16 protein-coding genes are annotated in these 12,776 nt (G+C 70.9%); 5 read left to right on the top strand and 11 right to left on the bottom strand.

Going from position 1 to position 12,776, the window contains the following annotated elements; translation table 11 throughout:
* Positions 1-73 precede the first annotated feature (73 nt).
* Positions 74-1,408 (bottom strand): aminotransferase-like domain-containing protein, encoded by a 1,335-nt coding sequence (locus tag VQ03_RS01940; RefSeq protein WP_048449192.1) that lies wholly within the window; start codon positions 1,406-1,408, stop codon positions 74-76.
* A 103-nt stretch (positions 1,409-1,511) separates the two neighbouring features.
* On the opposite strand from VQ03_RS01940, the gene VQ03_RS01935 reads away from it, so the two are divergent.
* Positions 1,512-1,709 carry a DUF1127 domain-containing protein gene (locus VQ03_RS01935; RefSeq protein WP_048449168.1) on the top strand — a complete coding sequence of 66 codons (198 nt, stop codon included), beginning with the start codon at positions 1,512-1,514 and terminating at the stop codon, positions 1,707-1,709.
* A gap of 109 nt (positions 1,710-1,818) precedes the next feature.
* Positions 1,819-2,262 (top strand): VOC family protein, encoded by a 444-nt coding sequence (locus VQ03_RS01930; RefSeq protein ID WP_048449167.1) that lies wholly within the window; start codon positions 1,819-1,821, stop codon positions 2,260-2,262.
* Positions 2,263-2,639: 377 nt separating this feature from the next.
* Here VQ03_RS01930 and VQ03_RS01925 read toward each other — a convergent pair whose 3' ends face one another.
* From VQ03_RS01925 to VQ03_RS01905, 5 genes are all read right to left on the bottom strand, one after another.
* Complete coding sequence (locus VQ03_RS01925; protein ID WP_048449166.1) at positions 2,640-3,113, bottom strand: VOC family protein; 474 nt, start codon at positions 3,111-3,113, stop codon at positions 2,640-2,642.
* A gap of 232 nt (positions 3,114-3,345) precedes the next feature.
* Positions 3,346-4,107, bottom strand: a complete 762-nt coding sequence (locus tag VQ03_RS01920; protein WP_048449165.1) for an SDR family NAD(P)-dependent oxidoreductase — start codon at positions 4,105-4,107, stop codon at positions 3,346-3,348.
* 65 nt (positions 4,108-4,172) lie between these two features.
* Entirely contained in the window at positions 4,173-4,619 is a 447-nt protein-coding gene (locus tag VQ03_RS01915; protein ID WP_048449164.1) for a Crp/Fnr family transcriptional regulator, read from the bottom strand.
* On the bottom strand, positions 4,616-7,666 hold the full coding sequence (locus VQ03_RS01910; RefSeq protein ID WP_083467716.1) for an ABC transporter ATP-binding protein: 3,051 nt from the start codon (positions 7,664-7,666) through the stop codon (positions 4,616-4,618). The genes VQ03_RS01915 and VQ03_RS01910 overlap by 4 nt, the downstream gene beginning before the upstream one ends.
* Before the next feature lie 89 nt (positions 7,667-7,755).
* Positions 7,756-7,974 (bottom strand): hypothetical protein, encoded by a 219-nt coding sequence (locus tag VQ03_RS01905; RefSeq protein ID WP_048449163.1) that lies wholly within the window; start codon positions 7,972-7,974, stop codon positions 7,756-7,758.
* A gap of 325 nt (positions 7,975-8,299) precedes the next feature.
* Here VQ03_RS01905 and VQ03_RS01900 point away from each other — a divergent pair, with 325 nt between their 5' ends.
* Entirely contained in the window at positions 8,300-8,494 is a 195-nt protein-coding gene (locus VQ03_RS01900) for a con-10 family general stress protein (RefSeq protein WP_048429096.1), read from the top strand.
* A gap of 232 nt (positions 8,495-8,726) precedes the next feature.
* Here the strand turns inward: VQ03_RS01900 and VQ03_RS01895 are convergent, their stop codons facing one another.
* The 3 genes from VQ03_RS01895 to VQ03_RS01885 form a co-directional block, all read right to left on the bottom strand.
* A complete protein-coding gene (locus VQ03_RS01895; protein WP_048449162.1) occupies positions 8,727-8,933 on the bottom strand; it encodes a hypothetical protein in 207 nt (68 codons plus the stop codon).
* A gap of 138 nt (positions 8,934-9,071) precedes the next feature.
* Positions 9,072-9,575, bottom strand: coding sequence for a hypothetical protein (locus VQ03_RS34420; protein WP_048449161.1), 504 nt, complete (start codon positions 9,573-9,575; stop codon positions 9,072-9,074).
* Positions 9,576-10,308: 733 nt separating this feature from the next.
* Complete coding sequence (locus VQ03_RS01885; protein ID WP_048429093.1) at positions 10,309-11,112, bottom strand: response regulator; 804 nt, start codon at positions 11,110-11,112, stop codon at positions 10,309-10,311.
* A gap of 190 nt (positions 11,113-11,302) precedes the next feature.
* Here VQ03_RS01885 and VQ03_RS01880 point away from each other — a divergent pair, with 190 nt between their 5' ends.
* Complete coding sequence (locus VQ03_RS01880; protein WP_048449160.1) at positions 11,303-11,554, top strand: NepR family anti-sigma factor; 252 nt, start codon at positions 11,303-11,305, stop codon at positions 11,552-11,554.
* An 87-nt stretch (positions 11,555-11,641) separates the two neighbouring features.
* Here VQ03_RS01880 and VQ03_RS31425 read toward each other — a convergent pair whose 3' ends face one another.
* Positions 11,642-11,818 carry a DUF1328 domain-containing protein gene (locus VQ03_RS31425; protein WP_048429091.1) on the bottom strand — a complete coding sequence of 59 codons (177 nt, stop codon included), beginning with the start codon at positions 11,816-11,818 and terminating at the stop codon, positions 11,642-11,644.
* Between the two features lie 223 nt (positions 11,819-12,041).
* On the opposite strand from VQ03_RS31425, the gene VQ03_RS01870 reads away from it, so the two are divergent.
* Positions 12,042-12,239, top strand: coding sequence for a hypothetical protein (locus VQ03_RS01870; protein ID WP_048449159.1), 198 nt, complete (start codon positions 12,042-12,044; stop codon positions 12,237-12,239).
* A 160-nt stretch (positions 12,240-12,399) separates the two neighbouring features.
* Here the strand turns inward: VQ03_RS01870 and VQ03_RS01865 are convergent, their stop codons facing one another.
* On the bottom strand, positions 12,400-12,591 hold the full coding sequence (locus VQ03_RS01865; protein WP_048449190.1) for a hypothetical protein: 192 nt from the start codon (positions 12,589-12,591) through the stop codon (positions 12,400-12,402).
* Positions 12,592-12,776: the final 185 nt, after the last annotated feature.

Below are 12,776 nucleotides of genomic sequence, written 5' to 3'. Positions count from 1 at the left end.
TCCCGAGGGCGCCTCCGGCGTCGGCCCGCCTCAGGGCCAGCCGGCGCGCCTGCCGCAGTGACGGGCGCCCGCCCTACTCGACCATCTGGTCGTCCCCCGCGAGGGCGAGCCGGCGCAGGGCCTCGAGCGCCCGCGCGAGATCGGCCCGCGGCGGCGCCGCGAGGGCGAGCCGGACGGCGTTCGGGGCATGGCCCGGGCTGACCGCGAAGGAGGAGGCGGGGATGAGCGCGATGCCGCGCCTCAGGGCCGCCGCGGCGTAGGCTTCGGCCCGCCAGGTCTCCGGCAGCGTGAGCCAGAGGTGATAGGCCGCCGCGTCCCCCGTCACCGGCAGGCCGGCGAGGCCGGCCCGCGCGATCGCCTGCCGCTCGGCGGCGTCGGTCCGCTTGGCGCGGGCGAGCCGGGCGGCGGACCCGTCCTCCATCCAGCGCGTGCCGGCGGCGAGCGCGACTCCCATCGCGCTCCATCCACCCTGGCGCACCGAGGCCGCGAGGCGGTCCGCCATCTCCGGCGGGCTCACGATCATCCCGACGGTCAGGCCCGGCATCACACGCTTCGACAGGCTGTCGACCAGGATCGTGCGGTCGGGCGCCAGGGCGGCGATGGGAGCGGTCTCGCGCAGGAAGCCGTAGACCGCATCCTCCACGAGGGTGAGCCCCGTCTGCGCCAGCACCGCGGCGATCTCCGCCCGGCGTCCGGGCCCCATCGTCAGCCCGAGCGGGTTCTGCAAAGTCGGTTGGAGGTAGAGCCCGCTCAGGGGCGCGGTGCGGTGGGCCTGGAGAATCGCCTCCGGCCGCACCCCCTCGCCGTCGAGGGGCAGCGGCACGAGGGCGATGCCGAGCCGGGCCGCGATGCCCTTGACCACCGGATAGGTCAGCGGCTCGCAGCCGATGCGCTCCCCGGGCGGGGCGAGCGCCGCCAGGGCGGCGGCCAGCCCCTGGCGCCCGTTGCCGGTGAACAGGAGGCCGGCCGGATCGGGCGCGAAGCCGCCCTGCGCGAGAAAGCGGGCGGCGACGCCCTGAGCCTGCGGCGTGCCGGCCGGACCGTAGAGGGTGAGCGCCGCATCGACCGCCCCGCGCCCGAGGCCCGCCAGGGTCTCGGCGAGCAAGGCCTCCTGCTCGGGCAGGCGCGACATCGTGCGCTGGAGATCGAGGGCGGCCGGCGGCGGCTCCGGCCGGATCGGCTCGGGCGCACCGAGATCGGAGCGGATGTAGGTGCCGCGCCCGACCTCGCCGAGGACGAGGCCGCGCCGGGCCAGCTCGGCATAGACCCGGCTCGCCGTCGAGACGGCGATGCCGCGGGCATAGGCGAAGTCGCGCTGCGGCGGCAGCCTGTCGCCCGGGCGGAGCCGCCCGTCGGCGATCTCCGCCGCCACCGCATCGGCGATCCCCCGGTAATCGAGTCCGACCATCATTGATCCGAGGACAATGTTTCGATTGCTCCGACCTTCGTATCGGTACATTCCTGGCGGCGCAATCCCGGCCGGACTGCTTCCCACGCTCGGATCGACCCCCATGCCCGCCCTCTCGCTGCCCCTTCCCCGCTCCGCCTCCGGTCCTCGCCCGCCTCGCCCCGCGCTCCTGGGCCTCTGGTGGCGACGCGCCCGGGACCGCCGGATCCTCGCCGACCTCACACCCGCGCAGATGCGCGATACCGGCCTCGATCCGGACGCGGTGCGGCGGGAGAGCCGCAAGCCGTTCTGGCGAGCCTGACCGGGCTCAGCGGCCCGTGCCGGCACGGCGAGGCGACATTTCTGCCGCCCCGCTGTTCACCGGCGCCGCGGCGGCGTTACGTTAGGGGTCTGCACGCCGGAGCCCCCCGATGCCGGACACCGAGACCCTTCCCGACCTCGTCAGCGCCATCCCGGAGACGATCGTCCGCCCGGCGATCCATCTCGACCATTGCGTCATCCACGTCTCGGATTGGGAGCGCTCCAACGCCTTCTACCGGGACGTCCTCGGCGCCGAGCTCATCCCGGTCGGGCGGGGCTACGCCTACCGCTTCGGCGGCGTGCAGCTGAACTGCCACGGTCCGGGCCAGATCGGCGAGCCGCGGGCCCGGATCCCGGTGGCCCCTGGCAACAGCGACCTCTGCTTCCGCTGGCACGGCCCGATCGAGGAGGCGTTCGTCCATCTCGAGCGCCACGGCGTGCCGGTCGAACTGGGGCCGGTGCCGCGTCATGGGGCTGTCGGGGAGGGGATCAGCGTCTACTTTCGGGACCCGGATGGGTCGTTGCTGGAGTTCATTACTTATCCGGTGGTGTAACGGTGGCGTTTTCGATTTTCGGGCCCTTGCCGACGGCGACCACGGCGCGACTGCTTCGGCTACGCGAAAATCGATCCTCCTTGAGCGTGCGCGGTTTTATGTCCAAGCCCGGTCAGCGTGACAGGGCAAAGGACTGCCGTGGATGGAAATTGGCGGTCGATACCTGCCTGTACCCGACCAGCATGTACGGGACGCCCCTCAACCGACTTTTCCGTCCATAACATCAATCCGACAGGGTTTATCGCGCAAACTGCATGGCGGAGGTTGGCGCGCGGCGGGATCGGCGCGCCCCTGTCGGCAAACACATGTTTTCCGTACATAGGCCTGACATGCCGAATGACTGCATGGGGTGGGAAGCGGACACCCGCCCGGTGGGATCAGTGATCCTTGGCGGTCGCTGGCGGCTGCATGAACTCGATCGTCGCGCCGTCAGGACCAACGGCGTAGATCACCCGCGTTCCAGCCCGCGCACCGCTCGCGATCGGTTGCGGCGTGCCTTGCGCCTTCCAGCCATAGGCGGCGATCCGCACCAGGTGCGCGTCGATGTCATCGACCACAAGGGCCAGATGCGCGAAGCCTGGGTCGAACGGCTTGGCTGGCACGCTTGGTCGGTCCGGACCCTGATACTCCAGGAGTTCGATCGTCTGATCCGCCAGCGAAACGATCGCCAAGCGCACCTTCGCCCCATGCGCTCCGGTGACCTGACCGAGGAACTCGCCCCCCATCTCGCCCGTCCGCACGAGGCGTGCGCCGAGCCCATCGATCCAGAACCGAAGTGCCTCGTCGAGGGAGCCAACCGCGAAGCCGACATGATCGGCGCGCTGCACATGGATGCTCGTGTGTTCCGTCATGCAGGACGTTCTACCGGCAAAGGGGTCGCTCGTCTGCAATGGGTCGAAAGCAACCCCATGAAGCGCCCGTCAGGGTCATCTGACCATTTTGGATGTCGGAAAACACCTGTTTTCCGACACTTAAGCGTGACATCCGGAATGGCCGCGAGGGAGCGGAAGCAGAGCCTTGCCCGAAGGCGTCTGGTTTCGATCCGAGGAAAAGGTCTCGGAAAGAACGCTTCCGGAAATCCCCTCACAACCCCGAAACCAGATGCCCCCCATCCACCGGCAATGTCGCCCCGGTCATCCACCCCGACGCATCCCCGGCCAGCAGCAGAAAAGCCCCGTCGAGGTCCTCCGGCCGGCCCAGCCGGCGCATCGGGATGCGCTTGAGCATCGCCTGGCCGGGCGGCGTCTCGAAGAAGTCGCGGTTGATGTCGGTGCCGATATAGCCCGGCGCCAGCGCGTTGACCCGGATGCCGTAGCGGGCCCATTCGAGGCCGAGCGCCTGGGTCATCTGCACCACGCCGGCCTTCGAGACCGTGTAGGGCCCGACTCCGCCGGTGACCCGCAGGCCGAGGATCGACGCGACGTTGACGATGACGCCGCCACGGCCCGCATCCCGCCAAGCCCGGGCGGCGGTGGTCGACATCACCCAGACCCCGCGCAGGTTGGTGTCGATCACCCGGTCGAAGGCCGCGAGGTCGAGGTCGATCGCCGCCCCGCCCTCGGCGATGCCGGCATTGTTGACCACCACGTCCGGCAGGGCGTGCAGGCTCGCGAAGGCGGCCGTCACCGAATCCGGGTCGGCGACGTCGAGGGCCACGGCCCGGGCCTCCGGGGCGCCGGCGGTGCTCAGGTCGCGCACCAGGGCGTCGAGCTTCTCCTTGCGCCGCGCCGCCGCGGTGACGGCGGCGCCGCAGGTCGCGCAGAGGCGGGCGAAGTGGGCGCCGAGGCCGCTCGAGGCCCCGGTGACGAGGACGTGGCGGCCCTTCAGGCCGGCGGCGAGATCCATGGCGTTCCCCCGGTGGTGTCGTCGGGCGCGCCTCTTGTCCGGGCCCGCCTCGTTGCTCGTCGGTGTCAGCCGGTCCGCATCTGGGCGAGCTGCTGGTTGGTCATCTCGAGGCGGTGGGCGAGCTCGCGCATCACCGCGATGGCGATCTGCGGGAACTGGCTCAGGAGCTCGAGGAAGACACGTCGGTCGATGCGGAGCGCCGTCGTCGGCACCACCGCGGTCACGGTGGCGGAGCGGGGCTGGTCGGCCAGGATGCCCATCTCGCCGACGAGGGCGTTGGCGCCGAGAAGCGCCAGGCGGATCGGCCCCTGCGGCCCGTCCAGGGTCACGGCCGCCTCCCCCTCCAGGATCAGGTAGGCCGCATCGGCGGCGTCGCCCCGGTCGAAGAAGCGCTGGCCGTCGGCGAAATGCACCCGCTCGCTGGTGAAGGCGAGGAGCTTCAGGCGGGCCGGGTCCACCTCGCGGAACATCGGCACTTGGCGCAGCGACTGCACCTCGGTCTCAAGCGTCATGCCTTCACATCCTGCTCGACGCGCGCCGGTTCCGGCCCCGTCTCGTCCTCGGCGCGTGCGGAGACTGCCGCAGCCGGCGCCGCAGCGCCAGCCCCCGTTGTCATGTCTTCGGGGGACGCGACGGATCCGGCGGGAATCTCCTGCCCACGGGTTTCCTGCCCAGGGGTTTCCTGCCCAGGGGTTTCCTGCCCAGGGGTTTCCGGACCCTGGATCTGCGTGCCGGCGGCCCGCAGCACCAGGGCGAACCGGTCGGCCGCACGGTCGTTCGGCAGCACCACCACGAGGCTGTTCTCGCGGCCGAACCGCTCCAGCAGCAGGCCCAGCACGGTGCGGGCGCGGGCCTCGCCCAACGGCGACAGGGCGCCGTCGAGGACGAGGAGGTCCGGCCGGCGGACCAGGGCCCGCACCAGGCTCACCACCGCCCGCTGGACGCTCGACAGGAAGCGCCCCTCCGGGCCGACCTGATGATCGAGCCCGACCCGGGTGATGGCGGGAGCGAGCTGCATCTCCTGGACGAGGGCGGTGCCGGTCGCCGTCACGGTCTCGACGGCGTCGGCGACCGACTGGTTGATGCGGCCGAACAGGAGGTTGTCGCGCAACGGCGCTGCGGCGCAGACCTGGTCCGGGTCGTAGAAGTCGACGCCTCCCATCCCGGCCTCGTCGAGGGTGGTGCGCAGTTCCGCCCGCGCCTCGACGAGCCGCTCGCGGAAGGCGTCGTCGATCAGGCCGAGGCGGTGGCGGGGCTCGATATAGGCGAGCGGCAGGGCGATGAGCCGGGTCGCGTCGGCCGAGCCGTAGCGGCCGAGCCCGATCCAGCGGCGCCGGATCCGGTTGAGGGCCGAGCCGCCGTGGCGCTCGGCGGACGCCTCGGTGGCGGTGCGTCGGGCGAGGATCGCCTCGTATTCCGGCAGCTCGTCGGCGGAGAGGAACGAGAACTGCTCGAACAGCGGATGCCCGCTCGGCAGGCCGCGGAAGATCTCCAGCATCGTCGCGGCGATCCGCTCGCCCATGGTGACGAGGTCGTCGGCGAGCCCGGTCCGGTCGAGCACCACGCGCACAACCGGGTGCTCGGCCAGCGCCCGGCCGGTCAGCGCCGTGGTGGTCGGCACGCCGAACAGCAGGTTCTCGGCCACCGTCGCCTGGCGGTTGTAGCGGGCGGGGTCGAACGGCTCCACGAGGTGGGCGTGCCCCTCCGCCGCCAGGCGCTCGCGGAAGGCGATGCGGGCCTCGATCAGCCGGGCGGCGAGGTCCGGGTGGCGCTCGGGATCGACCTGGCCGAGGAGGCCGAAGCGGTAGACCTCCTCGCCCATGCCGATGCGGGTGAGCCAGTCGAGGATCAGGGCGTCGAGGGCGCTCGCATCCGCGACGCCGGCCTGGGCGTAGTCGGTCCAGTCGGCCGGGAAGGGCTCGACCGGGTTGCCGGTGCGGCGGGCCTCGGCCAGCGCCTTGGCATCGGTGACGGCGGCATCCTCGGGCGGGCGGCGGTTGAGGCCGTACACGATGTTGTCGCGCAACGAGCCCGGGAACAGGATCGGATCGACCCCCGCATAGGCGATGCGCCGGGTGAGCGCCGCGCCGGACCATTCGGCGAGGTCGTGGTCGTTCAGGGTGAGGCGCCCCGAGGTCGGCACCACGCGCCGCGCCAGCACCCGCGCGAAGGTCGAGGCCGCCGGGCCGCCGTCGCTGACGATGCCGACCAGGGCCGGCAGCGGCAGAGAGAGGGAGACGTTGGTCAGCACCGGCCCGTGCGGCTCCTGGACGCCGACGCCCTCGGCGGCGAGGCGCCCGCACAGGGTCTCGTCGCGGCCCGGCGCGTCGAGCCCGATCAGCCGCTCGGGCAGGAATTGCTGCAGCACCTGCTCGTACTTCACCTGCACGTCGAGGCGCTGCTGGTCCCAGTCGATCAGCTCCTTCAGGGGCGGCGGCAGGTCGCGATAGGCGGCGATCACCGCGACGAGCTGGCCGATGCTGAGCTGGCCCTTGAGGGCGAAGTAGCCGCCGATGCAGTAGAACAGGAACGGCGTCATCTGGGCGAGCAGGTTGTTCAGGAACTTGACCATGAACTTGCGCCGGTAGATGCGCAGGCGCAGGTCGAACAACCCGCCGAGGCGATGGCCGATCTCGGCCCGCTCCCAGGCCTCGGCCCCGTTGGAATGCACCGCCGCGATGCCGTCCACCACCTCGCCGACCCGGCCGGCGAGGCGGCGCGAGGCGAGCTGGCGCTGGCGTCCGAGGCGCAGGAGCTCGCGCCGCAGGCGGGGGATCACCACGAACTGCACGCCCACCACCCCGGCGGCGAGGAGCCCGAGCCAGACGTTCTGGAGCAGGATGAACGCCATCGCGGTGGCGGCCTGGGTGCCCAGGAAGGCCGGCAGGATGTAGGCGTCGCCGATGAAGCCGCCGATCGGCTCGACCTCGTCGCGGATGATGGTGGCGACCTCGGAGGCCTTGGTGTGGCGCAGGGCCTCCGGCGAGAAGCGCATGATCAGCGAGAACAGCTGGAACCGCAGGCGCCGCAGCATCCGCTCGCCGAGCGCGCCCTTCGCCACGTTGATCCAGTACTTGAAGGCGCCGTTGATCAGCACCAGCAGCAGGAACATCGAGGACAGGCCGAACAGCAGCTCGAACCGGTCGACGTCGAAGCCCTCGAACAGCGAGACGTCGTGGCCGAACCAGTCCGGCATCTGCAGGCGCAGCACCAGGAACTTGGCCGTCTCGTTGCCCTTCTCGAAGGCATGGCCCTGGATCGCCTCGTTGACGATGCGCCGCGGCAGGTCGAGGGAGGCGAAGTAGAGCGGCAGCGAGGCCAGAACGACGCAGCAGATCAGGATCTGGTCGCGCTTCGAGTGACGCCAGATGTAGCGGAACAGGCTGCGGTCGAGGCCGCCGGAGGCGTCGCTGGCCTCCGGGTCGTTGCCGGCCCGAACTCCGGCCGCCGCCTCCTGTCCGGCGGCGCGCCCGCGGGTCTCGCGCTCGACGGCCGGGGTGCCGCCCGCCGCCTGGACCGCGCCGCCCGTCCGCTCCGCCGCTTCCGCCCCGCCGCTCATGGTGGTCCGCCGCCCCAGATCCCGCCTGCCTGTGTAGAGGGACGGAGCGGGACTGGAAACCGCCGCACCGGCCCGTCGGCGGCGCCGTCTCAATCCCTCCGGGTGTATTCCTTGCGGGTGGTCAGGCCGCCGATCGGCTCGTCGCCGAACTGACGGTTCGGCTGGGGCGAGTCGCCGGGCTCCTCGGTGGTGGTCGGGTGCGGGCTGCCCTCCTCGGCCGGCATCGGCGGTGGCGCGGCGCGGTTCGGCGACGGCGCGGTCTCGGGATGCGCGGCGGCCTCGCGGCTCACCATGGTCTTGTTCGTCATCGGGCTGCTCCGCAACGGTTCGATGCGGCGGGCTGCCGCAGGGCATCGAGGCCCGGCGCCGGTCGCCTCCGCGGGGTCAGGGGCGAACGCCGGCCCATCCGCCGGGTTCCGCGCCCCTGCCGGCCCGTTGCGGCCAAGCCTGGCTGCGCGCACGGCGTGAGCGCAAGTCACCGTTAGTGCAAGTCACCGGCCCGATGCGCGGGCATGCCAGTTCCCCTGTACTGCCCCGATTCGGGACCTTCAGTGCGCAGACCCGCATGCGTGGCAGGAACCATCATTTCCGCTGAAGGTTGTCCGGACTGAGAACCCGGCCAAGGAGGCTACGATGGCTACCGGAAATTCGACTTCGAAGCGCGGCTTCGCATCCATGGACCTGGAGCGGCAGCGCGAGATCGCCAGCAAGGGCGGCCGCAGCGTGCCGGCCGAGAAGCGGTCCTTCTCGCAGGATCGCGAACTGGCCTCGTCGGCCGGTCGCAAGGGCGGCCAGGCCTCGGGCAGCGGACGCGCCACCGACGAGTGAGGGCGCTCTCCCGGGCCCGCAGCGCCCGGCGGAAGAGTGACATGCGCGACCGGGCTTCGGCCCGACGCACCGCACCGCATCTTGCGGACCCGTTGAGACCCACGCTCATGCGCCGGAGGGAGCCCACCTCGCCTCCGGCGCATCAGCATGGGCCGTGAAGCCGGTCTCAAGACGCGACGAGGCACCCCGGACGCCGTGGCGCCCCGGGGTGCTTCGTCGCGTCGTGTCCCGGTCAGGCGGCGAGGGGCCGGGCCGTGACCACGAGGTTGCGCCGCGCCAGATGGATGCAGACGACGTCATCCACCGGCCGGACCGCCGTGACGCCGGCGAGCAGGCTGACGAGCCGGTCGAGATCGGGCTCGACGTGACCATCGCGATGGACCCGCTCCGGAGCCGGCGGCTGGGGCGTGGGCATCTCGTATTCGCGCAGATCGATCATGGGGATCCCGTCCTTCGCGAAATCGCGCACGGCGCCCGCAGCGGACTTGCGTTGGCAAGCCAACGCTTCGTCCGCTCAGGTTCTCGTTTGGTCGCAGATTTTTGTCGCAAAACCGGCGACCACTTTTGCGTACCCTGCTTAGAGCGTCGCAACGCGGGTCGGCAGCACGTCGCCCGCGTCGGCCAGGCAGCGGCTCGGCAGCAGGCGGCGGGCCTCGTGCCCGGCGAGCCCGCTGATCGCGCCCTCGCAGCCCTCCGGCATCCGCCGCACGGCCTGGCCCGCGGGGGCCGGATCGCGCTGCGCCACCGGGGCCCCGGCGCGCTCGCGCACGGTCACGTGGGGGATCGCGGTGTCGCGCGCGACGAGGGTCGTGTTGCGGGTGGCATCGGTCTGATAGACGACGTCGCCGGCGGCGTTGCGCAGGGTGACCTTGGCGGCACCCAGCCCCGTGATCTCGACCGCCACCGGAACCTGCGCCTTCGCGGCCGGGCGGACCGGTGCGAGGCGGTCGCCCTTGATACCCGCCTGCTCCACGGCCGGACGAGCGAACGCCTCGACGGAATGCTCGATCAGCGGTTGCCCGACCAGGGCGAGGAACGCAGCCGGAACCGTAATGCCGAAGAAGAAGTGCGGGCGGAGCATACGCGTGGCCCTCGCGGCGAAGCTTGAGAATGCTTCCTTAACGCGGATCCGGCGCAAGTAGTTCCCGCTCCCGTGCCTGGACGGGACAGTTCATACGGAGAATGCCGGCGACCCCGTCAACCGTTCGTTAACCGACGCTCGCACGCGCCGCCCCACGCACGAGCGAAGCAATTTCGCCACAGGCAATGAAAAAGCATCGTCGCCCGCCGCAGCGCGGAACCTTTCCGGTGCGATTCCGGTTGATATGACAACCCGGCCACCTGGTCCTCCCCGCATTCCCCTTGTGCATTGGCCGGAAACTCTTTCAACGGGCCGGATCCCGATCCGGCCCGTTCTTTTGTATTGGATGTCGATGTCCGGGAACCGCCAAGTCTAGACGAAGTCCGCACGCCGGGCCGGCATCCTCCCTCCGGGGATGCAACCTCGGCCGTTCGGTGGCACGGACGTCCCCCGAATGGTCGTCGCGGCTCGGCTCGGGATCAAACGGCGTGGGCCGCCCCCCTCCTCCGCCGGCAGGACGCGGGAAGGATTTCACGGCGCGTCCCTGAACGGCGACTTGCGAAAGCCTCCGCCACACCCGGCGGAACGCCCTGCCCGCTTCGAGGACGCTGCGTTCCGGCAGCAAATCGGGGCCGATGACCGCATCGGGTCTCTAGAACGGCGAAGTCCCGGAACCCGCCTCGCGGCGGGCCCGGGACTTCGCTTGAACGTTGCGCGGGGGAAGAACGCGCCGTCAGGCGCTCGCGCGGGCCTCGCGGCGGCGGGCGCTCTGCTGGAAGAACAGCGCCTGGCTGATCACCGCCGAGACGTTGGCGGGCTGGAACGGCTTGGCGATGAGGAAGGCCGGCTCCGGCCGCTCGCCGGTGAGGAAGCGCTCGGGATAGGCGGTGATGAAGATCACCGGCACCTCGAACGACTTCAGGAGGTCGTTCACCGCATCGAGGCCCGACGAACCGTCGGCGAGCTGGATGTCGGCGAGGATCAGGCCGGGACGCTTGGTCGAGGCGAGCTTGACCGCCTCGGTCCGCGTCCGGGCGACGCCGGTGACGTTGTGGCCGAGGCCCTCCACCAGGGCCTCGAGATCCATGGCGATCAGCGGCTCGTCCTCGATGATGAGGATCTCGGTCGCCATGTCGGCGGCGAGCTCGCGGCCGGCTTCGTCCACGAGGTCGCGCACCTCCGAGACGTCGACGCCCAGGATGGTGGCGGCGTCCTCCTCGGAGAAGCCTTCGAGGCAGGAGAGCAGGAAGGCCTGACGCGGCAGCGGAGTGATCTGGCCCAGCCGCACCTCGGCCGGCAGGTCGTGCTGCGTCTGCTCGGTCTGGCCGTTGACGGAGAGCGAGTTCCAGATCCGGGTGAAGACGCGGAACAGGTCGGCCTTGACGTTGGTGCTGCGCCCGAGCGTCTCGGGCTCGTTCACGAGCGTCTCGAGCGTCGCGGCCACGTAGGCATCGCCGGCCACCTGGCTGCCCGTGAGGGCGCGCGCGTAGCGGCGCAGGTAAGGCAGGTGCTGCACCACGAGTTGTGCTGTCGACATTCAGGTCCCCTTGGTGTTGTCGTTCGCGCGTCGGCCCTCACGCCCTCAACGTCCTGCGGACGCATTCGTTCCGGGCCGGCGCGGAACTGACTGCGCCGGCGCGCGTTGTCGCCGCAAGCGCGCGACCCGGCATACCGGGCGCCATGGCATCGCCCTGTCCGTGTGTCCAGGACGGGCGAAGGGGAATGGCATGAACGATGGCAAGGGGATGCAGGACCCTGGGGGGCACGGCCCGCGGGCGTCCCAGGCCGAGGACGAGTCCTCCGCCGGGCCCGAGCAGCCCGCGCTCGATCGCAACGTCCAGGGGCGCATCGGCTCGCATCTACGCGCTATGTATGACGAGCTGATGCAGCAACCTATTCCCGATCGGTTCATCGACCTGCTCGCCGAACTCGAGCGCAACGCGGCGACGTCATCGGACATGCCGCCGACCGAGCCGTGATCGTCCGTTCGCTTTTGCCGCTGCCTGCGAACAGTCGAACGCCGCCCCTCGCGAGAGGGACGGCGTCGAACACCGGTCCGGCCGACGTCAGAGTGTCGGCGAGCGGCCCCGCATCAGGCCGACCACGGCCGAGATGGCGAACAGCACGACGGCGACGAAGAAGATGAGCTTGGCGGCCTCGACGGCCGTCCCGGCGATGCCGCCGAACCCGAACAGCGCGGCCACCAGAGCCACGACGAGGAAAGTGACAGCCCAACCCAGCATGGCGTGACCCTTCTTGCCTGATCTGTCGGCTCGGGCGTTCCGGCACTTGGCCGGTCCCGAGCCGATCGTGAGCAGACAACGTCAAGCCTGACTTTGGGTTCCGGTTTGTCGCAGGTGGCACAACCGGGTTGGACACCCCACATCCCGTTTGCGGCCGGGGAGCGGCCGGGCGGAACTCCGGTTTCGCGCCATACGTTCTCACCGGCGTCTGGATGGAGGCTTGATGATGATCCGTTCCAATGCCCTGCGTGCCGGCCTCGTGCTGCTCGCCCTGCTGGCGGGTCTTCTCACGGCCTCACCGATGGTCGTCACCGGCATCCTCACCGCGCTCGGCCTCGCGGGCGCCATCGCCTTGGCGGGGTCGCGGGCGCAGGCACCGGCCCTCGTTCCGGTGCGGGTGCGCGACCGCCGGCGGCGCTGAGCCGCCCTCCCCTGCCGGTCCCGCACGGGACCGGTCCTTCGGCAAGCTTGAATCGATCGCAGGAGACAGGCGCACGGCCGGTCCCGTCACCGGCTCCGCCGCCCGGCGGGGCCGCCGCGCTCCGGTGGCGGTCCAGGCGGTCGCAATCCCCGATCCGCCGTCAGCGCTGACGCCGCAACTCGCGCTCGCGGTGCCGCAGGCGCAGCAGCAGGTCGACCTGATCGAGGGGGATGGGCTGGCCATCCACCGTGCGCTCGTAGAGCGAGCGCAGCGTCCGCCCGAGCCGGTGTTGCGCCTCGACGCAGATGGCCGGCAGAACCGGATCCTGAACGGCCTCTCGCGACGAACTCACTTCCTGTGTCATCGGACCACTGGCCCCGTGCCGTTGCGCGGGTCCGAGGGAAGGCTGACCCGTGCCGAGACGAGCAGTCTCGCGCCGCATGGTAAAGAAAGAGTTAAAATTTGCTCTTTGTTCACCATATCGGAGAGGCTAGCCGCACCCTCGCGAATCGCCTCTAGAGCTTAACCATACAGCAA

The sequence above is a fragment of the Methylobacterium tarhaniae genome (genome assembly GCF_001043955.1).
Classification (GTDB): Bacteria; Pseudomonadota; Alphaproteobacteria; order Rhizobiales; family Beijerinckiaceae; genus Methylobacterium; species Methylobacterium tarhaniae.
The sequence above is the reverse complement of the archived record's forward strand: the minus strand, read 5'-3'. Positions and strand labels throughout refer to the sequence as shown.